This is a genomic window from Bifidobacterium boum, from assembly GCF_000741535.1.
GTDB classification, from domain to species: Bacteria; Actinomycetota; Actinomycetes; order Actinomycetales; family Bifidobacteriaceae; genus Bifidobacterium; species Bifidobacterium boum.
This window is the reverse complement of sequence record NZ_JGYQ01000018.1, coordinates 38,061-64,381: the sequence shown is the minus strand read 5'-3', so window position 1 is coordinate 64,381 and position 26,321 is coordinate 38,061. Positions and strand designations below refer to the sequence as shown.

Genomic DNA, 26,321 nt, shown 5'->3' with positions numbered 1-26,321 from the left:
CAAGCCATTACCCCGACTGTGGTCCAGACGCGGTTCTCCCCGACATTCTGTGGTCATCTTCGCCCTTCTGCCAGAGCATCCGTGCGAATCCGACATGCGCCGTGCCGCCCGGACACTGGTGAATGTGGCGCGCCCCCTTCCCGGGATCCACGCCGATATGACCAAAAGCATACCGAAACGCCTGCGGGATGCCAAATCGCGGGGCGGAACGGACATCCGCCGGATTCACCCACGCATAAAATGGTCGATTTGGTCTTGCTTGCCCATGATAATCAGCTCATCATTGCGATGCATGACGATATCCTTCGACCCGTACTGCAACTCGCGGCCAGGCGACTTCACCGCCACCACCGTCACCCCATAGCGGTCGTGGACGCGAGCCTGAGCGACCGTCCGATCCACAACCTGCGCCGGAGTATGGATTTTCACCACGGTATGGGGCCCTTCAATCTCAATGTAATCAAGATAATCACCGGACACCAAATGCCCGATCCGCTTGCCGGCATCCATTTCCGCATTGATCACATGCCGTGCACCGATACGCTGCAAAATCCGCGCATGCTCCTTCGACACCGATTTCGCCCATAAATCAGTGATCCCAGCGTCCAGCAGATTTCCCGTGGTAATCACCGAAGCCTCGATGCTGTCACCGATCGCCACAACAGCCGTCGCGAACATGCCGGCATCAATCTGCTCGACCGCCAACACATCCGTCATATCCGCTTGGACGGTCGGAATCGTCGATGACCACCGGTTCACCAGATCAGGATCCTTGTCCACAGCCAGCACATCCTGACCCAACTCGTCAAGTGTCGCCGCCACCGAACTGCCGAACCGACCAAGCCCCACCACTAGGACACTGCGATTATTATCCGCCATTCCACGCTTTCCTTTCGAAACTGCCGACCGACACAATCGAACCAGCTCACGCCAAGCACGCCACCGACACGGCATGCACGACGCCAGTTGCACCATTACCCTACGATAATCGGCTCCTCGGGAAAATGCACCGCCTCCGCTTGAGCGGGCCGGTTGATCGCATACGCGATCGTCATCGGGCCGATACGCCCGATGATCATCGTCACCGACAACAGCAGCAACGCCGCAGGGTCACCCTGATCAGCAACGCCGACCGTATAACCGCCCAATCCGAACGCTGAACACGTATCGAACAACGCGTCACTGAGCGAACAGTCGGACACCACCATCAACGCGACCGACACCACAAACACCAGCGACAGGCACGTGGTCATAATACTCACTGCGGTCATCGTCGTGCGCTCGCTGATACGTTTACGCAGTACGGTCACGTCATGACGGCCTTGGAATGCGGCACGGCAAACAAGCAGGACGACAGCGAAAGTGGTCACGCGGATGCCGCCCGCGGTGGACGTACTGCCGCCGCCGATGAACATGACCGCACTCATGAACACTTTCGTCGGATCGCTGACCTGAGGCACCCACGACGGGTCGAACCCGGAGGTTCGCGGCATCACTGCGGCGGTGAGCGCGTACCGTATCCGGGTTTGCAGGTCGGCGTGTGCGAACAGCGTGTGATTGTTCCACTCAACACAGCGGAACCATACCAGCGAGACGGCAACCATGCTGAACGTGGCGATCAGGGTGATTTTGGTGTGCAAAGTCCAGCGTTTGGGCGGTGTATGGTTGCGTGCCGCACGCATGAGGTTAAGCAGGACAGGGAAACCGAGCGTACCGCAGAACGCGCTGAGCAGCACAGGCAATCCGACCGACCAGCTGTTGACATGCAATCCCGCGCCGTCAGGGGTGAACCCGGCGTTGTTGTACGAAATCACCGCGAAGAACAGCGCTTCCCACAGCGCATGCCTCACATTACCGTGGTTGACGTGCAGCAAGCCGGGGAACAATGCGAAGAAGGTGATGACCTCAATCAGCAAGGTCGTGACCAGGACCGCGTTGAGCACACCTTTGGTTTCGCTTAGTTTGGTCGCCCCGATTTCGGTGGCGGTGAGCATGCGCTGCGATGCTTTGATATGCCGGTTGACCGCCAACGCGATCAGGGAAGCGAATGTCATGACACCGAAACCGCCGAACTGTACTGCGAGGAGAATAACTGCCTGGCCGAACATCGACCAGTGCGTGGTCGTGTTGACCACTTGGATGCCGCAGGTTGAGGCGGCGGACACCGCAGTGAAAAACGACACCACCGGGTCGGTGGCGGTGCGACTGTGCGAACTGATCGGCAGAGCGAGCAGTACCGTGGCAATGATGATCAGCGTGAAAAAATACAGGATGGTCAGACGCCCCGGGTGCGACCACAGTCTGGCGGACAGGTTCCGTCGCGGCGGTTTGCGGTCTTGCGCCGCCTGACGCTCGAACGCGTCGCCGGAGAACCACCAGCTGTAGCCGCGCGAGGCCTCACGATTCGTGGAAGACTCGTCAAGGACGAGGTTCATGTTCTGCGCTCCTTACAGCGTGCCGGTACTTGGGCTCTGCGGCTATTGTAGATGACATTCGGCTAGGATGGGTGTAGGTTTGGCCGCGTCTGATACGCGGGCACTGCCTTACTCGGAAAGGGGCGGCATATGACGTCTGGGCGACGCGCTGTTGTGGTGACTCATACCCGGTTGCGTGAAAGCGGAACCGTGGTGTCCGAAGCGGTGGACCAGTTGCGTGGCGCAGGATTCGATGTTTCGATCATCGATAATGTCGCCGCCCCGGAATTCGCCGAACCGGTCACGCAGATTGATGACGACACGGAAATCGTTGTCGTTCTCGGCGGAGACGGCACGATTTTGCGTGCAGCGGAACTTGTCCATTCCAGCAAAGTCCCGATTCTGGGCGTCAATCTCGGACACGTAGGATTTCTCGCCGAATTTGAAAGCTTCCAGATGGCCGATGCGATCCGGCGCGTCGCGGATCATGACTATTCGATTGACGAGCGCATGATTGCGCATGTTGACGTGTGGCTGCCGGGGGTAAGCGAGCCGCTGAGCGACTGGGCGCTCAACGACATCACCCTCGAACGATCCGACCGCGGCAAAATGGTGGAACTGTCCATCAGTGTTGACGATGTCGAGATGAGCTCATTCGGATGTGACGGCGTCATCGTATCCACGCCGACCGGCTCCACCGCCTACGCGTTCTCCGCCGGCGGCCCGATCATCTGGCCGAATGTCGAAGCGTTGCAACTCGTCCCGCTCGCCGCACACGCCCTATTCGCCCGGCCACTGGTGATCGGCTCCGGATCGTCGTTTACGATGACGATTCTCGATAATTCCACGTCAGACGGGTGGATTTGCTGCGATGGCCGACGCCAGCGCGCCCTACCCAAGGGTACCCGCGTCGTCGTACGCGAATCACAATGCCGGTTACGTCTCGCCCGACTGTCCGGTGTACCATTCACACAACGTCTCGTCACCAAATTCGACCTGCCGGTTGTCGGCTGGCGTGAACATGGCCACGCCCGACAGTCGCAGAACGCAGCAAATGCCGGCAATATCATCGACACCAAGGAGGATACCCGCTGATGCTGGAAGAGCTCGAAATCCATGATCTAGGGCCAATTCAGGAAGCGCGTATCACCCCAGCCAAAGGTATGACCGCCATCACCGGCGAAACCGGTGCCGGCAAATCCATGCTGCTCAGCGCCATCCGTCTCATTTCCGGCGCGCCGGCACAATCCAGACGCGTCCGTCCGGGTGCAACCCAGGCATGGGCGCAAGGCGTGTTCATGGTAGACGCCGACAATCCGGCGGCCATCCAAGCCGAAGAGGCCGGTGTCGACACGAACGCCGACGACGGTGAACTGTTCCTATCCCGCACCATCCCGGTATCCGGCAGGTCCCGCTCGGTACTGTCCGGACACAGCGTGCCAAGGTCGGTGCTTGAAGACATCGCGCAACATCTGGTCACCATCCACGGCCAGGCCGATCAGCTGCGCATCGCCTCCGCCGCACGGCAACGTGACCTGCTTGACGCCTACGCCGAAGACAGCACGCAACTGAACGCCTATCATGACGCTTGGCAGGCGCTCAAAGCCGTCGATGAGCGGTTGGATACGCTCGAACATCAGCAGGCGGATGCCAGGCAGCGAGCCGACTATCTGCGCGAATCCATCGAACGCATCAACCAAGCCGACCCCCAGCCCGGTGAAGACGAGGAACTGAAAGCCAAGCGCTCCCGTATTGAGAATGCAGCCTCCATCCAACAGGGGGTCACCAGTGCGCTCGCCGCCTTGGACGCGTCACAATTCGACACTGGTTCGGACGGGATGGGGGCGACTGATCTGGTCCGGCATGCTGCCCAAAGCCTGCGTTCGATTCGCATGGATGGCGACGACACATACGACCGGCTCGCGCAACGCTTGGATTCCATTGAAACGGATCTTGTTGACGTGGCGTTCACATTGTCCCGGCAACTGGATCATGACGATGATGAGGGTGATTTGGATGCGATCAACGCGCGGATTCACGAGCTGGGTGAGTTGACGAGGCGGTGGGGGCCAAGCCTTGCCGATGTCATCGCATGGCGGGACAAAGCGGTGTTTGAGGTCGAAGATCTGGATGCGAGCCCGGAGAAACTTGACCAGTTGCGTGCGCAGCGCAGTGAGCTTGCCAGCCAGGCGTTGCAGGCCGCTCGCGAGCTGAGTGCTGTACGTGCCGAAGCGGCGGGGGAGTTAAGCCGACGGGTCACTGCGGAATTGGCGGAACTTGCGATGGCGGGGGCAAGCCTGGATGTGCGCGTACAGCCGCGTGCGAACACGGAAGGCGATGCGGATGCGGCGGTGCTTGATGCGCATGGCATGGACGATATCATGTTCGCATTCACCCCGTTCCCCGGTTCGGATGCCCTGCCGATGGGGTCGAGCGCTTCAGGCGGCGAGCTGAGCCGCCTTATGTTGGCGCTTGAATTGACTGTCGCCGAACGGCGTGGCAGTGCCGCCGACATGACGTTTATTTTCGATGAGGTCGATGCCGGTGTCGGAGGCAAGGCTGCGGCTGAACTCGGGCGGCGTTTGGCGAAGCTTGCCCGTACGTCGCAAGTCATCGTGGTCACGCATTTGGCGCAGGTCGCCTCATGGGCGCAAGAACAGTATGTGGTCAGCAAACAGCCGGCCCAATCGGGTGCTTCCGATGAGCCGGGGGAGGTGAGCGTAGTCACGACGGTCACCCGTGTGGATGGCGAACAGCGTATCCAGGAAATCGCCCGCATGCTCTCCGGCAGTGAATCGGGAACCTCGCTCGACCATGCGCGTGAATTGCTCGCGACAAGTGTACAGTAGCAGGTATCAGCATGTTCTGCCGTAACGTTGCGGCGGAAATGACGAAAGGAGCCTGAGATGGGTGCCAACAGCGGCAAGGCGGCGATTTTTGATCTTGATGGGACACTGCTTGATTCCATGGGCGTATGGGATCAGGTGGATATCGATTTCCTCGGCAGAAGGGGCATCGAAGTGCCGGACGATTACATGTCGACGGTTTCTTCGATGCAGTTCCGGCAGATCGCCGAATATACGATCAAACGCTTCGACTTGGACGATACGCCGGAAGACCTGATGAACGAGTGGACTGAGATGGCCACGCATGCGTATGCGACCATTGTCGAAGCCAAGCCGCATGCCTTGCAATATCTTGCGTATTTGCGCCAAAGCGGGGCCAAGCTTGCGGTCGCGACGACACTGTTGCCGAGTATGCGGGTGGCGGCGATGCGCCATACCGGTCTCGACGAGTATTTTGATGTCGTATGCAGCGTTGACGAAGTGGGGGATACCGGCAAGGAAGAGCCGGACGTGTATCTCAAGGCGGCGCAACTACTCAATGTCGAGCCAAAGAACTGTACGGTATTCGAGGATATTCTGGTCGGTATCCGCTCGGCGAAATCCGTCGGCATGCACGCATGGGCGATGCATGACGATTCTTCTGACTTGGATTGGCAGACGATTTGCGACGAGGCGGACGGCATCATGTTTGATTTCAGTGATGCGCCGGTACGCTTGTAACGACGAGTGGCCGTCGAGCGGTGGCGTCGTCCGATGCGACTGCACCATCGGGTGATATGCTGATATGGAATACAGTAGAACAGTTGGTGGTGTGCGCGCATCGCGGGCGGACACCACCAACGCGTAGTGATGCCAAGGATGGGAGGGCGGTATGCGATTCTTCGTATCAGACGAGTCAGGCAAACCGAAATACGAGCAGCTGAAAACCCAAATCCGCTCGGCTGTGTATTCCGGCGAACTCGCCGAAGGCCAGTCCCTGCCGTCGCTGCGCCGGCTCGCCGCCGAACTCGGGGTGTCCGTGCTCACCGTCGCCCGTGCCTACGACGAACTCGCCGATGAAGGCATCGTACATAACGAACAAGGCCGGGGCACATTCATCGCGCAAAGCAGCGCCGAAGTGCTGCGCCGCCGTCTGATGACCAAAACCCGCGAAAGTCTCGAAGAAGCGTGCGCCGCCGCCCAGCGTGCCGGCATGTCCATGAGTGAGCTGGAACAGATGCTCGCCGATATCTACACGGACATCGAACAGCAGCGCCTCGGCTAGCCCTGCTGATTCTCGGGTTCCTCAGCTGCTTTGCTTCTGGAGGAGCCGTCGGGTGCTTATCAGCCCGTCGGTTGTCCATCGCGCCCGGCTACGGCATTCTGCCGGAAGAACTGGCGGATTTGCTTGATGGGCGTATAAACTCCCACACAAGGGGCGGGGGATTATGGGAAAACGTCATCTTGCGGATAATCTCCCAAGAGAAACGTTGGAAATCAGCGGTTCAGCAAAACGCCCCCAACGCCGGCATCGGGAGAACACCCGCGAATCTGCAGCACCGCGATAAATTCCCGCATAAATCCGGGACTTCATCGGTCTCCTGCCGATGCCGAGACAATCTCCCGCATCAACACGAGGCATAGCGCGTCAGGTTGCCGACACGAAGCCCGGGATGATACTTCGGCTGATAATATCCCACGACTGATGGCACCGATGATACGCCCAATGTTCCGTTCTTGCGGTGAAAAAACGGCGGCCCGAGACGAAACGCCCGGGCCGCCGTATTCGTGACCGTGTTACAGCCGGTCCGCCGCCTGTTCCACATAAGCGGGCATGCCGTCGATGTCGACGACATCCGTGAACCGGACATCCGCCCGTTCAAGGCCACGTAACGCCTTGGGGGCGGTCGTTCCACTGTGCTCGGCGAGTACGTCCATGCAATCGAAGTCGGAGCCGGATGCATCCCAGCCCAGCGCCTCGTTGACCACGCGCGGGAACTTGTACGGGCTCGCCGTGCTCAGCAGCACACGCGGGGTGAGCGGGTCGCGCGGCATCTGCTGCATTACGTAATAGCCGCACGCCGTATGCGGGTCGATGACGTAATGGTTCTTCTGCCAGCAGTCGGCGATCATCGCGCGCACCTGGTCCTCATCGGCCCATCCGCAGCCGAACAGCTGTCGGATTTTCGCCAGCAGTTCGGCCGGCACCTCGTAGGCGCCCCACTGGTTCAAGTCGTTCATGAGCATCTGGATCAGACGCGTGTCTTTGTCGGACATGTAGTACAGCATGCGCTCGAGGTTCGAGGAAATCAGGATATCCATCGACGGGCTGATCGTCTGGAAGAACGGACGCTTGCGGTTGTACGTGCCGGAAGTCAGGAAGTCGAACAGCACGTTGTTCTTGTCGCTGGCGACCACCAGATGTTTGACCGGCAGGCCGAGCATCTTCGCATAATATCCAGCGAGAATATCACCGAAATTGCCGGTCGGCACGCAGAACTCAACCTCATCGCCCGCGTTGATGACCTGACGCTCAAGCAGCTGCGCGTAGGCGGAGAAGTAGTAGACGACCTGCGGCACCAGACGGCCCACGTTGATGGAATTGGCGGACGAAAGCACCACGTTCGCCTGATCGTCGATACGCTTGGCGAGCTCATGGTCGCCGAAAATGCGCTTGACGGCGCTTTGTGCATCGTCGAAATTGCCGCGCACCGCGCACACGTTCACATTCGCGCCAGACTGCGTGGTCATCTGCAGCTGTTGGACCTGGCTGACCTTGCCTTCCGGATAGAACACGGTGATGCCCGTGCCCGGCACGTCGGCGAACCCGGCCAACGCGGCCTTGCCGGTGTCGCCCGAGGTGGCGGTGAGAATCATGATCTTCTCGTTCGGGTCCCCGGTCGGGGCGGTATGCGCCATGAAACGGGGAAGAATCTGCAAGGCGACGTCCTTGAACGCGGACGTCGGACCGTTGAACAATTCGAGGATGTAATCGTCGCCCAAGGGCTTGAGCGGTGTGATCGCCGGGTCCGTCCACTGCTCGCCGTAAGCGTCGCGCACGCATTGCGCCAGCTCCTCATCGGTGAAATCAGGCAGCAGTGTACCCAACACTTCTTGGGCGATCTGCTGGTAGGATTTGCCGGCAAGAGCAGCGACATCAATCTGCGTGTCGCCGAGAGCGTCGGTGACGAACAGACCGCCATCATCGGCGATGCCCTTGCGGATGGCCTGCTTGGAAGTGAGTGAATCGGTGGTGCTGCGAGTGCTATGGAACGTAATCACGTGTCATCCTTGCAAAACGAGGTGGATTGTATAGCCGGTATTCTACCGGCAGCCATAGGCAGATGACACTGCCGTTCCCCGATATGGACACCGTCACAGGATGTTTCAAGCCATCCCGTGGGCGAAAACGCCGCGATGCCCGCGGTGTGCGCTACTGTTTTGGTTATGACGAACCAAGACAACGACCAAACCGGGCGCGTGGATGCGCAGGTCTTCAGCGGGGTGTGCATGATGGCGGACGCGGCCGCCCGAGCCCAGCGTGCACTTGAACAAGCCAATACGGAAGCCAAAAACGAGCTGCTGCTCGCTATCGCCGACGCGCTTGACGCGCGTGCTGACGATATTGCTGCCGCCAATGCTCAGGATATGCAGGAAGCGTTTGAATCCGGCATGGATGAAGGCAAACTCGACCGGCTTCGTTTCGATGTGGATCGCGTCGCAGCCAGTGCCCAAGGTGTCCGCCATGTCGCCACACTGCCTGATCCGGTCGGACAAGTCGTCCGCGGGTACAATCTGCCCAACGGGCTGCGGCTCAACCAGGTGCGCGTGCCCATCGGCGTGATCGGCATGATCTACGAGGCCCGCCCCAATGTGACGGTCGATGTCGCCTCCCTGTGCCTCAAATCCGGTAACGCGGCTATTCTGCGAGGCGGGCATGCGGCGGAACGCACCAACGCCGCCACGCTGCGTATTATCCGTGACGCCATCGCCAGCCACGGCTTCGACCAGACGCTCGTCAACACCGTCGACGATTACGGGCGCCAGGGCGCCACCGCCATGATGGAGGCCCGCGGCCACATCGACGTGCTCATCCCGCGCGGGGGAGCAGGCCTCATCCAGGCGGTTGTACGCAATTCCAAAGTCCCGGTCATCGAAACCGGAGCCGGCAACGTGCATATTTACGTCGACCGTTCCGGTGACCTCAACAAGGCCATCCCCATCATTCTCAACGCGAAAACCCAGCGCGTCGGCGTATGCAACGCCGCAGAAAAGCTGCTTGTCCACCGTGATGTCGCCGAAGCGTTCCTGCCACTCGCGGCACAGGCGCTCGCCGAAGCGAACGTGGTGCTGCGTGCCGACGAGCGCGCCTACGGCATCATCGACGCCGCGAACATCGACGGTATCGATCTTGAACAGGCCGATGAGCAGGATTGGGATACCGAATACCTCGCGCTGAAAATGGGCGTCAAAGTCGTCGATTCACTTGATGAGGCGATCGGGCATATCAACATGCATTCGACCGGGCACACCGAATCGATTATAGCCGAGGATTACTCCGCGATCGAACGGTTCACCAGGCTTGTGGACTCCGCCGTAGTCATGGTCAACGCCTCGACCAGATTCACCGACGGCGGGGTGTTCGGATTCGGCGCCGAGCTCGGCATTTCCACGCAGAAAATGCATGCGCGCGGCCCGATGGGCTTGCAGGAAATGACCACCACCAAGTGGATCGGCTACGGGACCGGACAGGTACGGCAGTAACCGGTACACGCTATGGCGTGACATCCGGTACGTATCAGGACGGCAGACCACCGTACAGGAAGAGCAGGTGACAACACATGGCAGTGAATGAAGCATTGGCGCGGGACCGTGGCATTGATTTGGACGACCCCAAGCTCGCCTTACGTATTGCGGCAGAACGGCTGAGCACGGTGAGATATATTTTCCTCGTGCAAATCGAGGATGGCATCGCCACCGCCCCGCAACGCGCGTCGCTTGAATATGCGGACGCGGTGCTCATCGGATGGCCGGAAAACGACGCGCCTGATGTGGTTGACCTTGATGAACAGCAGCAAGCCCAGATCGGCGAGCATATGCACATCATGGAGGAGCATATTCGGCGGTATGCCGATATGGAGCGCAACGGCGATATTGATGGTATGACCGACACACTGATCCGTATCACCGAGCGCGTCGCGGAAATCCGCCGGCTCTACCAGCCGGGCTTCCTGTTGCCGACATTCGCGGAAATCCGCAGGGTGGTCCAGCAGGAGTGGGACGAGGACATGGGCAAAATCGATCCCAAAGAGCCAGACCCGACCGCTGAACAGATCGAAGAGCAGACCGAGGCAGCAGACAAGCACCAACAAGCTGTTTCTGGCGAGCATGAGCATGACCGCGACCATCACGCGCAACGTCATGAGACGCATCATGGGGGCGCACAGTGAGCGAGCCGACTCCCTCCACGCCGATGCCCGCTCCCGGACAGTCCGACGAAGGTCGGCGCATGTCCGACCTGCTGCAACGTCCGCAAATCGATGCCTCTGGTTCACGCTCCCGCCGTTCCGCACGCGGCAACTGGCATAGCCGTCCGCGCATCGGCATCATGGGCGGCACTTTCGACCCCATCCATAACGGGCATCTGGTCGCCGCTTCGGAAGTCGCGTGGGTCTATGATCTTGACGAAGTGATTTTCGTGCCGACCGGCCGTCCGGTCTTCAAGCTTGATCGGCATGTCACCAACGCCGAAGACAGGTATCTCATGACCGTGATTGCGACCGCATCAAACCCGAAATTCACCGTTTCGCGTGTTGACATCGACCGTCCGGGCATTACGTACACCATCGATACGCTGCGTGACATCCATGCCCAACACCCCGACGCTGAACTGTTCTTCATCACCGGTGCCGACGCTGTCGCGGAAATCATGCGGTGGAAAGACGCCGACAGCATGTGGGATCTCGCGCAATTCGTCGCCGTCACCCGACCCGGATACACCAGCCCGTCATCCCAATTGCTCAGCGCCGGCCATGTCGACATGCTCGAGATTCCGGCACTGGCCATATCGTCGACCGACGTGCGGCGACGAGCGATGCACGGCGAACCCGTGTGGTATCTCGTACCTGACGGCGTGGTGCAATACATCGGCAAACACGGCCTGTACTATGCCGATGCCGACGAGCATGATACGCAAACGCAACCATCCGCCTGACAGGTCAATGCGGATGGTTACTATAAAATACGTCCACTTCAGCGAACAACGTTTGGAGACACGGTGAGCGCAATCCTCGAAGGAAAGCCTGATAAAAACCTCATTCTCGTCACTGGCCGGGCACACCCCAAGCTGGCGCAGGATGTTGCCGAGCAGCTCGGTATCGACGTACTGGAAACCACAGCATACGATTTCGCAAACGGCGAGATGTATGTGCGCTACACCGAATCGGTTCGTGGCGCCGACGTGTTCGTCTTGCAAAGCCACTGCACCCCCGTGAACAAGTCCATCATGGAGCAGCTCATCATGATCGACGCGCTCAAGCGCGCATCCGCACGCTCCATCACCGCGGTATGCCCGCTGCTGGGTTATTCGCGCCAGGACAAGAAGCATCGCGGCCGCGAGCCCATCTCCTGCCGTCTCATGTTCGACCTGCTGAAAACAGCCGGCGCCGACCGCATCATGAGCGTCGACCTGCATGCCGCACAATCCCAAGGTTTCTTTGACGGTCCGGTCGACCATCTGATCGCCATGCCGGTGCTCGTCGATTACATTCGCGACCGTTTCGCCAACCAGCTTGACAATGTCGCCGTCGTCTCCCCGGACGCCGGACGTATCCGCGTAGCCGAACAGTGGGCGCAGCGTCTCGGCGGTGGCCCGCTCGCGTTCATCCACAAGACCCGCGACATCACCCGCCCCAACCAGGTGGTTTCCAACCGCGTGGTCGGTGAAGTCGAAGGCAAGGACTGCGTCCTGGTTGACGATCTCATCGACACTGCGGGCACCATCGCCGGCGCATGCCACGTGCTGCGTGATGCGGGCGCCAAGTCCGTGACCGTTGTGGCAACCCACGGCGTGCTCTCCGGGCCGGCTGTCGAACGACTCAAGAACTGCGGCGCTCGCGAGGTTGTGCTCACCGATACCGTGCCGATTCCGGAAGAGAAGCGTTGGGACGGTTTGACGGTCCTGTCCATCGCGCCGCTGCTTGCCAGCGCCATCAAGGCGGTATTCGAAGACGGTTCGGTTGCCGAGCTGTTTGACACGTATCCGGTCCATCACGGGCAGGGCTTCCTGTTCGCCTGACATGAGTTGATTCTTCCGCTCCTGCCGATGCAACGCGCGGAGGAATTGACGAAACGCCAGAGTATGGCATAATAACAACTTGGCGGTTAACGCCGCCGATCCCCCATGGTGTAATGGCAGCACACGGGTCTTTGGAACCCTTTGTCTTGGTTCGAGTCCAGGTGGGGGAACCCGAAGCGGTTCCGCAGACGCAATGCGGAACCTGTGCTAATCAGCCCTGCGAGTCCGGGGCCGGCTAGGGCATCGCAAACGCACGAGACGTCACAGTCCCGTGCGTTTTGTTGTTTTCCGTCGTCATCCGGCATGTCGCCGCATATATGCGACTGCCGTGTGTCTTCCTTGCTGTAGCCGGCTTCGCCAGCGTCGGTCGGGAACCGTTCATTGTGTGAGTCAATCCTCACGCCGTGGGCAGCTGATTCGTGAATAATGCTGATTGTTGCCATTGGATGGCATGGTGTGTGAGCGAATCCTCACATAACGGCTGTCAACGGATGTCCCGGCTCTGTTGCCGTTTCCGATGGCGGCGCGTTCCGCCACGCATGTCAAACGCTTGTATGCCATGGCGCCGCCCCGGTTTCGGCAGGTGCAACACCCGTGATTCCCGACTTGTCGCTTGTCCGGGCAGCACTACTGTTACGGCATTTCCGATACGATTGCATCAGAGGTGACGATGATGGTATTGACGGCGAATCTCATATGGCTGGTGGCGGCGGTCGCGTTGATGCACTGGTCCCGCCGGTCGGACGGCACGGGTTCCGGCCCGTACGTCCGGTGCCCGTGGTGCCGCATGTGGTATCAGGCGTGTGAGCCAGCCTGCCCGTCATGCTGTTTTGACGACCATCCTCCGGTGTGGGCGGGTGCGTTATTCCCATGGGACACGACCGGCCATGACGGTGATGCCGCTGACCATGCGGCAATCGAATGCCGCAGGGTGGTCGCGTCGCAGCGGACCGCCAAGATGCTGCGCGCCCTGGTCTACGCCCGGTTCGTGATTATCGTGGTGGCGTGCGCGCTTGCCGGGTGGTGTATCGAGCTCAATTGCGAGGGTTTCGATGCCGGCGGGATCAACACAGTGAGGAGCAGGCGTGAGATGTTCTGGCCGCTGATTGGCTGGAACTTTTACGAGCTTACGGCATCCTTCTACCTGCTGGGTGACGGGGGTGCCACGCGTCAAGGGCCGTCGGGTCCCCTGCAGCCCCTGGCCGCGTGCGTGCTGTGCCGGAGCGGATACACTGGCACAGCTGGCAGAGGAAGGCGGTGTTCGGACTGCCGGCGGCATGCGGGTCTTGCCGCGGTGCTCGCGTATACGGGGTGCGGTGTCGTGAGCCTCGCCCTGCTGACGATAGTGCTGTACTGCGGCATCTTCCCGTCGCACCCCGTCACGGCCGATATCGGCCCCTCCGGCGTCACGGTGCGTGTCCTTGGTATCGCCGCCATCATGTATGCGGTGAACGTCCTGCTGCTGGGTGTGGCGTCACGCGCGGGATTCCTGGTCGAACAGCCGCAACCCGGCATCCCCGACGGCGGATGGCCGCAACGGCCTGCAGCATGATGGCGACGGACCCGATCGGGCGTGGATGACCGTTTCACCCTTGTGCTCGTCATCGTCCGGACAAAGGGTGTTAGGGATTGGACATACTCGTGTCGGGTTGCGTCACGCGGCTTTCAAGTCACGCACGGCCAGCTGTTTCAAGGCGAGTGGGACCCCCACCCCGGCATCGTGCTGTACCGACCTTGGTGCACCACCATACCAAATGCCGACTTTGCTTGAAATGTACGGCATTCAAGACCGGTAAGCCGGGCGAGGTCGGCTTCTTTGCAGGCCCGGAAGCCGGGGAACCGCTAGTCGTCTGCGAGGCTGGCCTTGAACTTGTAGGTGATGATCACGATGTCGGTGGTGTCGGCGGCATCGACTGTTATGGCGGTACCGTGCTTCAACCGGGTGGCGGGCAGCCCGGCGCCCTGGACGGCTTCGCTCATGCATGCGTCCTGCCTGAGTATGGTGTAGCTGTGGCCGTCCGCGTCCCGCACGCCGATGCTGTACGGCCGGGGCTTGCTCTCCTTGCACATGAAGACGGCGAAATACATGTCGTCGTCGGCCACCGGCTGCGAGAACGTGATGTCCCCGCTGCCGTGCAGGGTGGCGGCCCCGAGTTCCGTGTGTGGCCGGTACTCGCGCATCGTGTGGTGTTCGGCGTATGGGCGCAGCGCGTCGATGGTGAACGTGCGGTAGACCCGAGCGCTTTCCGCCTCCTGCGATGCCGTGTCCGACGACGTCGAAGCCGTGGAGGAAGGCGCTTGAGATGCACTGGCATGGGGCGTGCCGGTGCGGGTCGCGCCGTTTGTACCACAGGCCGCGGCACAAACCAGCAACAGACATACGCATATCACACTACCCAACGAACGACGGCATACCCTTCTCATATCCTTCGCCTCCTCGCGTCAAGGAACCAACCCGCCGCGCAAACACCTATGAACAGCGGAATATGGCTCTACTGTACGCTTGAATCTGCCACATGGCAGCAATGAATCGCCGTACCATTCCACAGGACCGGCGCGAATTGTACGCATGCCGCCCACGGCGCAACGTCGACGGTATCGCCATCATCACCGGCTGGCAAGACCAGGACGGATGGTCCCTGTTTGAAGGCGCCAAGTATTATCTGGTCGAAACGCAAGCCCCACAGGGGTATCTCAAGCGCAGCGACAAAATCTACTTCACGGTGAAAGATAACCCGACAGCTGCTGACGAGTATCCGGACTCGTATACCATCCCATGGTCCAACACCCCGGAGAAAAGCGACACGGCATTCACCATCCACAAGATTGACGCGAATACTGCGGCAAGCTTGCAGGGAGCACAATTCACATTGTCCGGCAGGCGCTCCACCGGAGAAGACATCACGTAAACTTCCACAACCACAACCGGAGGTGTGGCACAGTTCACCGGGCTCAAAGCCGGCACGTACACACTCAAAGAAAGCCAAGCGCCCGACGGCTATGAGACTTCGGCAACAGGGCACAATCGTGGTCGGTACGGATCTGTCCATCACTTATGACGGGAAACCCCATCCTGCTCATCGGTGGCGGCGCACTGATGCTGCGTCGCAACAGGTAATCACCTGAACACCGCACCGCGATACGGGGTGGAAATCGGTCTACAATATGGGGCCGGTATCCACCCCGTTCGTTTGTACCTTGTCGCCACATCAGTTTCGCTATCCGTAACCGGATTCCATGTCCGCCCCCGACGGTTACAATCCTCAAAGCACAGCCTGCCGCCGTTTGACGCCACGCATCAGGCCGCACGGCGCAGTGCTGTTTTCCGAAGAATTGGAGATTTCATCGTATGACATTGTCAGCCGCAATCATTCTTGCCGCAGGGGAAGGCACCCGCATGCGTTCGGCAACCCCGAAAGTGCTGCACACGCTCGCGGGCAAGACGTTCCTCCAACGGGTCATGGCCTCCGTCGCCGGTCTTGATCCTGCCACGCTCGCCGTTGTCGTCCACTATCAGGCGGAGCGCGTCGCCGAAGCCGCCCGAGCCTACAACGAATCCGTTGAAATCGTCAACCAGGATGACCTTCCCGGCACCGGTCGCGCGGTCCAATGCGCCATGAACCAGCTTGCCTCCGAAGACAAAGCCGAAGGAACCGTGCTGATCGCCGCCTCCGACATGCCGCTGCTCGACACGCAGACTCTCGCCGGTCTGCTTGACTACCACCGCACAAGCGGCAACGACGCGACTGTTCTGACCACCGTGCTTGACGACCCGACCGGATACGGCCGCATCATTCGCGACAGCGACGGCAGCGTCCTACGCATCGTCGAACAGAAGGACGCCAACAGCAGCGAACTGGCCGTCCGCGAGGTCAACACGTCCGTCTACGTATTCGATGCGAAAGTCTTGGCCGCCGCCATCGCCGGCCTCGACTCCAAGAACGCGCAAGGCGAATTCTATCTGACCGACGCTTTGGAAACCGCCCGCCACACCGGACGGGTGGGAGCGTGGGCAGCCCCCGACCCCCTGAGCGTCGAAGGGGTCAATGATCGCGTGCAACTCGCCGCGCTCGCCCGCGCACACAATCAGCGGGTATGCGAATACTGGATGCGTCAGGGCGTGACCATCCTTGATCCGTCCACCACCTGGATCGAGGATGACGTGCGTATCGAACGTGACGCGCAGATCCTACCCGGCAGCTTCCTGCAAGGCTCCACCACCATCGGTGAGGGCGCGGTCGTCGGCCCGTACACCACGCTCATCGACGCGAGAATCGACGCCGAAGCACATGTGGAACGCTCCCGCGTCCAGGAATCGCATGTGGGTCGCGCCGCGAACATCGGCCCGTGGACCTACATGCGTCCGGGCAACGAGCTGGGTGAGGAAACCAAGGCCGGCGCGTTCGTTGAAATGAAGAAAGCCCATATCGGCAACGGCACCAAGGTCCCGCACCTGAGCTACATCGGTGACGCCCAGCTGGGCGAGCATACGAACATCGGCGGCGGCACGATCACCGCCAACTATGACGGCGTGCACAAGAACCGCACGAAGATCGGCTCCAACGTCCACGTGGGCGCAGGCAACATGTTCGTCGCCCCGGTCGAGGTCGGTGATGGTGTCACCACCGGGGCCGGGTCGGTCGTCCGCCACGACGTGCCGGATGACACGATGGTATACTCCGAGAACACACAACACAATATCGAGGGCTGGAAGCCCGCATGGGAGCGCTGACATGACCGCATTGCAAAGTTCCATCGACGCCGTCCGCATCGCCGCAGCCGCGGCCGACCGTATGAAAGGCACGGATATCGTCGCCTTCGACGTGACCGGGCCGATCGCCATCACCGACGTGATGATGATCGTCACCGCATCCAACGAACGGCAGGTACTCGCCGTCGCCGAAGAGATCGAAAAAGACCTGTACACCAAGGGCGGCCATCTTCAGCCCCGCTCACGTGAAGGCCTGCAGGAAGGCCGTTGGGTGCTGCTTGACTTCGGGGATTTCGTGATCCACGTGATGCATGAGGAAGAGCGGCGCTTCTACCGGTTGGAAAGCCTGTGGAAAGACTGTCCTGCCATCGATCTGCAACTGCCGCAAGCGCCTGAAGCCGCATCGGATGATGCCGCTGCCGACACGGCGGACGCCGACCAGTGAACGGCGAATCCATGGCAACGCGCATGGGCGGCGAATACCACGGCCCCGAGCGTCAACGCATCCAGCCGACCGGACCGCATGTCAGATCCATCATCATCGTGCGTCACGGGCGGACCGCCTACAACGAACAGCATCGTCTGCAAGGTCAAGTGGACATCCCGCTCGACCAAGTCGGCGCCTGGCAGGTGGAGCAGACCGCCGCAACACTGCGTGAACTGTATGTGGACGGCAGGCCTGACATTCCCAACCAGCTGGTCGTATGCTCCGACTTAGGACGCGCAGAACAAACCGCCCACGCGTTCGCCGATCCCCTCGGGCTTGACGTGCACCCTGACGCCCGCGTACGTGAACGCAGCTTCGGCGAGTGGGAAGGCATGCGGCTTGAAGACCTGGCAGACCATTACGCCGAGGATTACCAGTCTTGGCGTCATTTTGCCGGCGGCGAGCTCAACCATGGAGCTGAACCCAAAGGCGTGGTAGGGGAGCGAGGCGTTGCTGCGATCGACGACTGGTCGCACCGTGCGGGGCCTGACACCACGCTGTTCATTTTCTCGCATGGCGCGTGGATTTCACAAACCTTGCAGACCCTGCTCGGCATGGCGCAAGGCAATCATGATTTCGGGGCGATGACTTCCATGTTCAACGCGCATTGGGCGCGCTTGGCCGGAGCGGATCAGCCTGACGGCACGGTCCGCTGGCGGTTGACCACCTACAATCATGGTCCCGCCATAGCTGACACCGACCTGTGGGAGGCGCCGCCAGTGCGCTGAACCCCGTTGACATGCCGTTGACGGTTTGCGATGTTGACGCCTGCACCTGACCGGGGTGCAGGCGTCAACGTTGTTTCACGCGGCGATATGTGCGTAGCGTCATACGATTATCATCAATACAAGAGGTGATCGCCATGACCACGCCACAAGAGCATACTCCCGGCAGTGAAGCCGCGGCAGAAACCAAACAAGAGGCACACATCCCGAGTTGTGTCACACCAATCTGGCAGGGAGCAACCCGCAAACCTGCCGTAGCCGGCACATTCTACCCGGCAGACCCGGACGCATTGCGCCGACTCATCGACCGGCAGCTGGCATACGCGCACACCATGCTCGAGCATCATCACACACTTCTTGAACGGTTGCCACAAGGCACACCCAAAGCCGTCATCGTGCCTCACGCCGGATACGTGTACTCCGGAACCACGGCTGCGCTCGCCTACAGTCTGCTCGCCCGCGGGCGTGGCAGTATCCGCCGGGCGGTGATTATCGGGCCGACTCATCGTGTCCCGGTCCGCGGCACCGCCTGCTGCACGGCCGGAGCATTCCAAACCCCGCTCGGCGTGGCGCAAGTGGATACTGCCGCCGAATGCGACGCTTTGCATGCGCAGCTGCCCGGTTTTATCGTCAACGATGACACCCATGAGCGTGAACACGCCGTAGAAGTCCACGTCCCCTGGATCCAACACGTGCTCGGCCCTCACGTGACAATCATCGCCTTGAACGCGGGAGACACCACGCCGCACGACCTGAGCGCCATCATCGACTACTTCTGGGCTGATCGCGCAACCGTGATCATCATCAGCTCAGACCTCTCCCACTACCATCCCGAGCATCTGGCCCGCAGGCTCGACGACGACACCATCGCCCGTATCAGTGCCAGCACCCTACCCATCGTGCCAGCCCAAGCATGCGGAGCATATCCGATCAACGGGCTCATCGCATGCTGCCGACATCGTGGACTTGCCATCCGACCGCTCGGGTGCGCCACCTCAGGGGACAGAGGAGTACTTGCGCTCGCTGATGGATCGCTGCCGATGCGTCGTCCGGATACGACCGATTCTGATCAAGCCGTGGTGGGATACGCGTCCTGGGCGGTATGGGATGACGATTATCCGACAGACCACCAGTCCGCAGAACACGCAGCGAGCGCATTCTCCACATCGCGCAAGTCTGAGCACGCGCCTGCCTCCGTTCCAAGCGTTGATGGTTGCGGCAAGGACCTGCCGCAAGAGGCGGGCGAGGTCATTTTGGGTCTTGCCCGTGCGGCGCTTGCCCGACATTTGGGGATTGACACGGATGAGCCGAGTGCGATGGAAACCACTCGATTGCACCCGTGGCTTCGCCGGGATGGTGCCAGTTTTGTGACATTGCGTGAGCATGGCGAGCTGCGCGGGTGTATCGGATCGTTGGAAGTGACCCGTTCCTTGGGCGAGGATGTCGCCTGCCATTGCGTGGATGCGGCAAGCCGTGACCCGCGATTCAGGCCGGTGGAACCTTGGGAGTATCCCGCAATCAGTATTGAAGTGTCTGTCCTGTCCACACCACGCATGTGTGAAGCGGCGTCACGCAGACAGTTGGAAGCCTCGCTTCAGCCATACCGCGACGGTCTGGTCATCGATGACGGGCATGGGCATCGTGCGACGTTTCTGCCGCAGGTGTGGCAACAGTTGCCGAATCCGCATGATTTTGTCGGCCATCTGCTGGTTAAAGCGGGCCTTGACCGGGAAACTGACTGGCAGGATTCCCGGTTTGCCGCGTGGACGTACACGGTCAGTGCTTACGATGAAATGCATACGCCGTATCGGCGATTCACGCAGGAAAGGAGCCATCATGCATGAGCATGATACGACGTCGTCCCATGGCGCCACTGATGCCGGCCAGCCGCTTGATCAGCCGCATCCTGATGAGGTGGCGGCGACCATGCGTGGCGGCTTCCAGCCGACCAGCCCGTTCTCGCACACGTATGAGCATCTGGTGGCACGTCGCGATTCGCCCGTTGCTGAATCCGCGGACACTGTCGGCATGCCGATGATCGGACGTTGGCAGCATCGTCTCGCGGACGGTCGTGTGCAATGCGATTTGTGCCCGCGAGGTTGTAAGCTGCGTGACGGCCAGCGGGGCTTCTGTTTTGTGCGTTCCAATCATGGTGGGGTGATCATGTTGGACACGTATGGCCGCAGTTCGGGATTCGCGTTGGACCCGGTGGAAAAGAAACCGTTGAACCATTGGCATCCGGGTACTCCGATTTTGAGTTTCGGCACCGCGGGATGCAATAGCGGCTGCCAGTTCTGTCAGAACTGGGATATCACCCGTTCACGCGTATGGGACGCGTATGCGGTTGACGCGCAGCCTGATGATATTGTGCGTGCCGCACGCGGTTGCGGGGCTCCGTCGGTGGCGTTCACTTACAATGATTCGATTGTGTTCGCCGAGTATGCCATTGATACGGCTCGCGCCTGCCGAGAGCATGGTATTGGCACGGTCGCTGTCACTGCGGGATACATGTCCGCGTGCGCCCGGCCGGAATTCTACCGGTTCATGGATGCGGCGAATATCGATCTGAAAGGTTTCACCGAGGATTTCTACTGGCATGACACCGGCACTCATCTGGCTGACGTGCTGGCGACTATCGACTATGCGGTCAATGCGACTGACACGTGGGTGGAACTGACGACGCTGCTCATCCCCGGACATAATGATGACGACAAGACCTTGCATGCTGAATGCGCGTGGATTCGGCAGCATTGCGGGCGTGACGTGCCTTTGCATTTCAGCGCGTTCCATCCGGATTACCATATGCGTGACGTGCCTGCCACCCCGAAGGAGCGGCTGCTGCACGCCCGCAGAATCGCCTTGCAGGAGGGCTTGCGTTACGTGTATACGGGCAATGTGTCCGACCATGACGGTGGAACCACGTTCTGTCCGTCATGCGGGGCGCGGTTGATTGAGCGCGACTGGTATGACATCACCGGTTACCGGCTGACCGAAGACGGACAATGCCCGGACTGCGGCGCTGTGATTCCGGGCGTGTGGGATGCGCATCCGGGCACGTTCGGTGGTATGCATCTGCCGGTTGATATTCACCGGTACCTTGGGTGAAGCCGAAACCAGCAAACGGGGGCGGTATGCGGCAAGTGACCGCATACCGCCCCCGTTTGCTGAATGGCGCGCTTGGCGCGTTGTGCGACAAGCACGCGCAGAACCGGTTCAGTCCTTCTCGATGATGGTACCGGCTTTCGCACCAGCCGTCAGATCATCGATTTCGGTGACTTCCAGCACCGGTACCACCGCCGGCTTCTTGGTGCCGTTACGTTCGGCGACCTTGACCTGCTCCTCGTAGATCGCGTCATCAGTGTGCAAGGTCACTTTGCCACGGAACCGGTAACCGGTCTTGGTTTCAAGATCCGCCACGCCGATCACCAGCTCGCTGCCGTCCAACAGATTCTGATAATGCTGGCGCGCTGTGCGCTCATGGTAGGCGATGTGATGGTCATCCAGCACGAAGGTGGACATCTTCGGGCCGATGTTGAGCTGGCCGTCTTTGCTGATCGTAGCCACCCAAGGCAGGTGGTTCGCAATGAAATCCTTCATTTCCGGGGTGATGGTCGCCATGATCGTTTCCTTTCGCTATGGACTGACGTTCGGTCAGCCGCCGTGTCCCGTTTCGCCGCCGCGTTGCGGCTGCCGCCGGATCGGGGCGTGACTGTCCGGTGATTTCAGCGTACTTCATATCACGCCAATCCGGCAGCACGACACCGCGCATTGTGAGGTATCTCACGACTCGTTGCGGGCGACAGTTGTCTCCACACCGTAATGTGTCGTGTTGCGCTGCGGTGAACCTTGTGAAAAATCCGCTGATGAGCGGGCGTGTTCTTTCCTGGTGACGTCTATCGTGAGTACGACGAAACCGGCCCCGCAATCCCAGGTGCCGAGCGTAAGGTTTGCGGCTTACCGCCGCTTGGCGTGAAGGAGGAGTACACATGCGCGCACGCAGCCGCTTCCAGGAATTCAGAAGCCGCATGTCTCGTACATTCCCTCCGAATCTCGCGCGCATCATGCTGTTGTGCTGTGCGGCATTGTGGGGAGGCAGCTATCTGGTCGCGAAAGTCGCGATGACCGCGATCACGCCCCAATGGCTGATGACCATGCGTATGACCGGATCGTGCATCATCATGTTCGTCCTGTTCCATCGCGTGATCATCCCTGCGCTCACCCGTGAGATCATCATTCCTGCCCTTGTGGTCGGCGTCACCTACTACGGCACGATGATCATGCAAACCGAAGGGTTGACGACCATCGACCCGGGGCGAAGCGCCTTCCTGACCGCCTCCTACTGTGTGCTCACCCCGTTCGCCGCATGGATTGTAGCCAAGCAGCGGCCGAAACTCATCAATTTGGTCGCTGCGATCATCTGCCTGACCGGCGTGGGATTCGTCGCCTTGAAACCCGGTTCCGGGGCGTTCGCCCTAGGGGTGGGGGACTGGATGACGATTGCGAACGCGGTGATTTTCTCGTTCAACCTCACCTTCCTGGGACGCTACACGCAGCGTTTCCATCCCATCGCCGTCACGTTCATGCAATTCGCCGTCGCCGACGTGTTCTTCCTTATCGGCGCACTGTTCACTGAGCCGTTGCCCAATGCCTCGTGGCTCGCCCCGAACGTTATCATGAGTTTCCTCTACCTGCTGATCGGGGCGACCACGCTCGCGCAAATCATGCAAAACATCGGCTTGGCCCACGTGCCCCCATCCAGCGCAGCCATCATCATGTGTACGGAAAGTCTGTTCGCCGTCGCCTTTTCAGCCATATTCTGGGGAGAAGCCATCGGCTGGACTTCCATCGTGGGCTTCTCGCTGATTTTCGCTGCCGTCATCATGTCCGTAGTCACCAAACGCTCGTAATCCGAGGACAACACGGCTCACGCCGTGATCCCGAAACCTGCGTCTGTCGACGACGAGATGTTCTTCGGCGTCGACAGAATCGTCTGCCGACACCGAGACCCGCGTCAGTGTCGGCAGAAGCGGATACCGACGTTGGAGAGTGTCTCAGTGTCGGCAGACGCCGTGTCTTGCCATGACGATGACCATATGAACGCATACGGCCCGGTACCGCATGCATGCATGCCGCACCGGGCCGTAAGACAGGGCAAATCCCGTAACATATCAGTTCTCGACGGAACCCAGCTCCATGAAGTTCGCCAGATCATCGAGGCCGAGACCCACATAATCCTTGATATTCGCCACCTGCGGGCCGTCGAACACCACGCCCTCAGGTGTGAAACCGGTAATCGCCACAACCGTGGCGCCGCAAGCGCCGCCGGAAGCCAAGCCGACCGGAGAGTCCTCGAACACCAAGCAATCCGCCGGATCGGCACCGACAATCTCGGCGGCGCGCAGATACGGTGCCGGATCCGGCTTGGCCGCCAAACCATCCTCGCCGCACACATACCCCACAAACGCGCCTGTGGGAGCCTGTTTGGCCATATTGTCCACCATCGCGCGCGGTGAAGCGGACACGATGACATTCGGGATGCCGGCCTGCGAGAGCGTATTGAGCAAATCCACGGCGCCGGTCGCCCAGCACGGCTTCTCACGCTCGCGGTCAATCACATACCCGATGATTTCGCTGCGCAACACCTCGGCGTCCACATGCTGAGGAATGTATTCCTGCACGATTTCAAGCAGACGCGGTGTCGACTGTCCGCGAGCACGCAGCGGAACCTCATCGCTGAACGTGCCGTCATGCCGTTCGATCACATACTGTTCGGCGGCGGCCCAGTAAACTTCGGAATCAATCAGCGTGCCGTCCATATCCCAGAACACGGCCGCAGGAAGCTTCGCCGGCGTGTCAAGCACGGCGGACGCTTGCATATCAGTGGTGGTATCGAAAAAAGTCACCCGGCCATTATGCCTATACTGACGAACAAACAGATCATGATGCTCGTACAACGGACAAGCGTCGTCTCATGGTGAAACGATGTGCGCAATCAATAACGCCAATACCTTAACCGATACATCAGCGTGGCGCGACACGCATCCGGAATGTAATCGTGACGCGATTTTTCAGCCCGCCCCCAGCGAATCGCCAACTCATCCATTACAGTCGGACGCGTGAAGAACTTTTTCAAGGGGATTTCCATACCCCAGATTGTGGCCGGTGCGCTCGCCGCGGTCACGTCGTTCCTGCTGTCCGCCAAAATCGGCATCGCCGGTTCGGTGATAGGCGTGGCAGCCGGTTCGATTGTCTCCGCGGTCTCCTCGCAGCTGTACCAGAACATTCTCAAAGCATCGTCTGAGAAACTCCAGGATGTTGCGGGCGGCAGCAATGACGGCTCGGAAGATGATGCCGCGCAGGCCGATGGCTCCGAGACGTCCGGCGACAAGCAGGCGGTCAGCGGGCGTCGGGTTTCGAACAGTGCGCAGACGGCAGGCGATGAGACCGCGGTGCTGTCCGCCGGCGACGCAAGCAAGGCCGGGGATGCGACACGAACCATGACGGCGATTGCCGCTTCCGACAAGACGACGGTTATCGGTCCGGCTGATGACGCTACGCGTGTCATCGGTGCTGTCGAGCCGGGGACCGGGGCGGTCAACACCTCCGATGCCGCGAGTGGTCGCCAAGGCCGTGTCATCGTTTCCGGCGAGAATCCCGGGTGTCCAATCGCCAACCACCCGTTGGCCGTATCCCAAGAACGGGCGCGAAGGAACAAACGTGTCGCCATCATCGTGTCCGTAGTCAGCGCGTTGGTTGCCGTTGGCGTCACTGCGGGCATCATCATGCTGGTCACCCGCGGACAGGGCACCGACAGTGTGGTGCGTGACATGGTCAATACCACCAAAGTGACGCCTACACCTAAGCTGAGCGATACCGGCGACATGACCGATGGCGATGACAAGTCGCATAAACGCCCCGATGATGAGCCGTCTTCGACGGCCGGTGCTTCACCGTCCGTGTCGGCGAGTTCCACGCCATCCCCCAGCGCCTCGAGCAGCGCCAGTTCCACATCGGGCACCGGCTCGCAAAGCGGGGGGGCAACCTCAGATTCCGCCGGCTCGTCCACCGGTTTGAACGGTTCTTCGGATAATTCCGGCTCGACCGGCACTGATTCCTCAAACGGCACGTCCGGTGCGACGGACAGCGGCAGCGACAAGACTTCCGACAAGAACGACGCGTCCAACTCGGGTTCGTCGTCTTCCGGCACGACTGATACCCAGAGCGGATCGACCACTTCGGGTTCCGACAGTGGATCGTCAAGTGTGAACTGACCGCACACGTGCTGGACGCACAGCGTCAGCGCCGCGCACACCGTATATCGGGTGCGCGGCGCTTCGCAAAAAACGACACGCCGATAGCGTGGTCGATTTTGACATCGCACGCAGCTGATGTATTGTATACGAGGTCCGCAAAGAACGGACCTGATAACTGAAGACCGACCGGGGCTATGGCGCAGCTGGTAGCGCATCTCCATGGCATGGAGGGGGTCGGGGGTTCGAATCCCCCTAGCTCCACAGATAACCCGCATCGCACATCGTGATGCGGGTTTTTCGTATTCCTTGGCACTGCAGACGCCGTTGCATGAGGCATCTGTGCTTTTCCTTTGACCTGCGTCGGCGCCGGCGTTGAGGCGGCACCGAATGACAGCCGAAGTAGGGGAGTCCGGTATTTGCGGGTTCGCGTGCGATTGTGTGGGAGAACTGTTGGATTTCCCGATTCGTGCCTGTTCTCCCAGATTCGGCGTGGGAGTTTGCGGGAATTCGCCGCCGTCGTGATTGATCTGCCAACAGGAATGCCGGAATTCCGCCATTGTGAAAAATCGTCCCCGAAACCGTTTTCGGGAGAACGTCGTCGAAACCGCT

23 protein-coding genes, 2 tRNA genes and 1 pseudogene are annotated in these 26,321 nt (G+C 60.4%); 20 read left to right on the top strand and 6 right to left on the bottom strand.

Going from position 1 to position 26,321, the window contains the following annotated elements; translation table 11 throughout:
* Positions 1–225: 225 nt before the first annotated feature.
* Positions 226–879, bottom strand: coding sequence for a potassium channel family protein (locus BBOU_RS08490; protein WP_026503259.1), 654 nt, complete (start codon positions 877–879; stop codon positions 226–228).
* 95 nt (positions 880–974) lie between these two features.
* Positions 975–2,435: a TrkH family potassium uptake protein gene (locus tag BBOU_RS08485; RefSeq protein ID WP_026503258.1), complete on the bottom strand. Its 1,461-nt coding sequence runs from the start codon at positions 2,433–2,435 to the stop codon at positions 975–977.
* Between the two features lie 129 nt (positions 2,436–2,564).
* Here BBOU_RS08485 and BBOU_RS08480 point away from each other — a divergent pair, with 129 nt between their 5' ends.
* The 4 genes from BBOU_RS08480 to BBOU_RS08465 all read left to right on the top strand — a co-directional run bounded on the left by BBOU_RS08480 (position 2,565) and on the right by BBOU_RS08465 (position 6,524).
* Positions 2,565–3,509: an NAD kinase gene (locus BBOU_RS08480; RefSeq protein ID WP_026503257.1), complete on the top strand. Its 945-nt coding sequence runs from the start codon at positions 2,565–2,567 to the stop codon at positions 3,507–3,509.
* Positions 3,509–5,263: a DNA repair protein RecN gene (gene recN, locus BBOU_RS08475; RefSeq protein ID WP_026503256.1), complete on the top strand. Its 1,755-nt coding sequence runs from the start codon at positions 3,509–3,511 to the stop codon at positions 5,261–5,263. Before BBOU_RS08480 ends, recN begins: the two co-directional genes overlap by 1 nt.
* A gap of 57 nt (positions 5,264–5,320) precedes the next feature.
* Positions 5,321–5,980 carry an HAD family hydrolase gene (locus BBOU_RS08470; protein WP_026503255.1) on the top strand — a complete coding sequence of 220 codons (660 nt, stop codon included), beginning with the start codon at positions 5,321–5,323 and terminating at the stop codon, positions 5,978–5,980.
* A gap of 151 nt (positions 5,981–6,131) precedes the next feature.
* A complete protein-coding gene (locus tag BBOU_RS08465; protein WP_026503254.1) occupies positions 6,132–6,524 on the top strand; it encodes a GntR family transcriptional regulator in 393 nt (130 codons plus the stop codon).
* Between the two features lie 512 nt (positions 6,525–7,036).
* On the opposite strand, the gene thrC is transcribed toward BBOU_RS08465, so the two are convergent.
* Positions 7,037–8,521, bottom strand: coding sequence for a threonine synthase (thrC, locus tag BBOU_RS08460; RefSeq protein WP_026503253.1), 1,485 nt, complete (start codon positions 8,519–8,521; stop codon positions 7,037–7,039).
* Between the two features lie 165 nt (positions 8,522–8,686).
* Here thrC and BBOU_RS08455 point away from each other — a divergent pair, with 165 nt between their 5' ends.
* The 6 genes from BBOU_RS08455 to BBOU_RS08430 all read left to right on the top strand — a co-directional run bounded on the left by BBOU_RS08455 (position 8,687) and on the right by BBOU_RS08430 (position 14,088).
* Positions 8,687–10,003: a glutamate-5-semialdehyde dehydrogenase gene (locus BBOU_RS08455; RefSeq protein WP_033490538.1), complete on the top strand. Its 1,317-nt coding sequence runs from the start codon at positions 8,687–8,689 to the stop codon at positions 10,001–10,003.
* A gap of 77 nt (positions 10,004–10,080) precedes the next feature.
* Positions 10,081–10,689 carry a phosphoribosylglycinamide synthetase gene (locus tag BBOU_RS08450; protein ID WP_238552188.1) on the top strand — a complete coding sequence of 203 codons (609 nt, stop codon included), beginning with the start codon at positions 10,081–10,083 and terminating at the stop codon, positions 10,687–10,689.
* 59 nt (positions 10,690–10,748) lie between these two features.
* On the top strand, positions 10,749–11,453 hold the full coding sequence (nadD, locus tag BBOU_RS08445; RefSeq protein WP_152595650.1) for a nicotinate-nucleotide adenylyltransferase: 705 nt from the start codon (positions 10,749–10,751) through the stop codon (positions 11,451–11,453).
* A 63-nt stretch (positions 11,454–11,516) separates the two neighbouring features.
* Positions 11,517–12,536: a ribose-phosphate diphosphokinase gene (locus BBOU_RS08440; protein WP_026503251.1), complete on the top strand. Its 1,020-nt coding sequence runs from the start codon at positions 11,517–11,519 to the stop codon at positions 12,534–12,536.
* 99 nt (positions 12,537–12,635) lie between these two features.
* Positions 12,636–12,706, top strand: a tRNA-Gln gene (locus BBOU_RS08435).
* Between the two features lie 500 nt (positions 12,707–13,206).
* Positions 13,207–14,088 (top strand): hypothetical protein, encoded by an 882-nt coding sequence (locus BBOU_RS08430; RefSeq protein WP_026503250.1) that lies wholly within the window; start codon positions 13,207–13,209, stop codon positions 14,086–14,088.
* 290 nt (positions 14,089–14,378) lie between these two features.
* On the opposite strand, the gene BBOU_RS08425 is transcribed toward BBOU_RS08430, so the two are convergent.
* A complete protein-coding gene (locus tag BBOU_RS08425) occupies positions 14,379–14,960 on the bottom strand; it encodes a hypothetical protein (RefSeq protein ID WP_152595644.1) in 582 nt (193 codons plus the stop codon).
* 92 nt (positions 14,961–15,052) lie between these two features.
* Here BBOU_RS08425 and BBOU_RS08420 point away from each other — a divergent pair, with 92 nt between their 5' ends.
* From BBOU_RS08420 to amrS, 7 genes and pseudogenes are all read left to right on the top strand, one after another.
* A complete protein-coding gene (locus BBOU_RS08420; protein ID WP_152595643.1) occupies positions 15,053–15,445 on the top strand; it encodes an MSCRAMM family protein in 393 nt (130 codons plus the stop codon).
* A gap of 15 nt (positions 15,446–15,460) precedes the next feature.
* A pseudogene (locus BBOU_RS09650) lies at positions 15,461–15,595 on the top strand (prealbumin-like fold domain-containing protein); the annotation flags it as partial.
* A gap of 290 nt (positions 15,596–15,885) precedes the next feature.
* Positions 15,886–17,268 (top strand): bifunctional UDP-N-acetylglucosamine diphosphorylase/glucosamine-1-phosphate N-acetyltransferase GlmU, encoded by a 1,383-nt coding sequence (gene glmU, locus BBOU_RS08415; protein ID WP_026503247.1) that lies wholly within the window; start codon positions 15,886–15,888, stop codon positions 17,266–17,268.
* Between the two features lies 1 nt (position 17,269).
* On the top strand, positions 17,270–17,692 hold the full coding sequence (gene rsfS, locus BBOU_RS08410; RefSeq protein WP_026503246.1) for a ribosome silencing factor: 423 nt from the start codon (positions 17,270–17,272) through the stop codon (positions 17,690–17,692).
* A gap of 23 nt (positions 17,693–17,715) precedes the next feature.
* Positions 17,716–18,462, top strand: coding sequence for a histidine phosphatase family protein (locus tag BBOU_RS08405; RefSeq protein ID WP_051616853.1), 747 nt, complete (start codon positions 17,716–17,718; stop codon positions 18,460–18,462).
* Positions 18,463–18,596: 134 nt separating this feature from the next.
* Positions 18,597–20,303: an AmmeMemoRadiSam system protein B gene (gene amrB, locus BBOU_RS08400; RefSeq protein ID WP_051616852.1), complete on the top strand. Its 1,707-nt coding sequence runs from the start codon at positions 18,597–18,599 to the stop codon at positions 20,301–20,303.
* The gene (gene amrS / locus BBOU_RS08395; RefSeq protein WP_238552186.1) at positions 20,296–21,564 is read left to right on the top strand and encodes an AmmeMemoRadiSam system radical SAM enzyme; all 1,269 of its coding nucleotides are present in this window, start codon (positions 20,296–20,298) and stop codon (positions 21,562–21,564) included. Before amrB ends, amrS begins: the two co-directional genes overlap by 8 nt.
* Positions 21,565–21,672: 108 nt before the next feature.
* On the opposite strand, the gene BBOU_RS08390 is transcribed toward amrS, so the two are convergent.
* Entirely contained in the window at positions 21,673–22,077 is a 405-nt protein-coding gene (locus tag BBOU_RS08390; protein ID WP_026503243.1) for a pyridoxamine 5'-phosphate oxidase family protein, read from the bottom strand.
* 368 nt (positions 22,078–22,445) lie between these two features.
* Between BBOU_RS08390 and BBOU_RS08385 the strand changes: the two genes are divergently transcribed.
* Entirely contained in the window at positions 22,446–23,366 is a 921-nt protein-coding gene (locus BBOU_RS08385; protein WP_026503242.1) for a DMT family transporter, read from the top strand.
* A 261-nt stretch (positions 23,367–23,627) separates the two neighbouring features.
* Here the strand turns inward: BBOU_RS08385 and BBOU_RS08380 are convergent, their stop codons facing one another.
* Positions 23,628–24,362, bottom strand: a complete 735-nt coding sequence (locus BBOU_RS08380; protein ID WP_051616851.1) for an HAD family hydrolase — start codon at positions 24,360–24,362, stop codon at positions 23,628–23,630.
* A gap of 213 nt (positions 24,363–24,575) precedes the next feature.
* On the opposite strand from BBOU_RS08380, the gene BBOU_RS08375 reads away from it, so the two are divergent.
* Together BBOU_RS08375 and BBOU_RS08370 are read left to right on the top strand one after the other, a co-directional pair.
* Entirely contained in the window at positions 24,576–25,730 is a 1,155-nt protein-coding gene (locus tag BBOU_RS08375) for a hypothetical protein (RefSeq protein ID WP_026503240.1), read from the top strand.
* Positions 25,731–25,900: 170 nt separating this feature from the next.
* Positions 25,901–25,973: transfer RNA gene (locus tag BBOU_RS08370), tRNA-Ala, on the top strand.
* Positions 25,974–26,321: the final 348 nt, after the last annotated feature.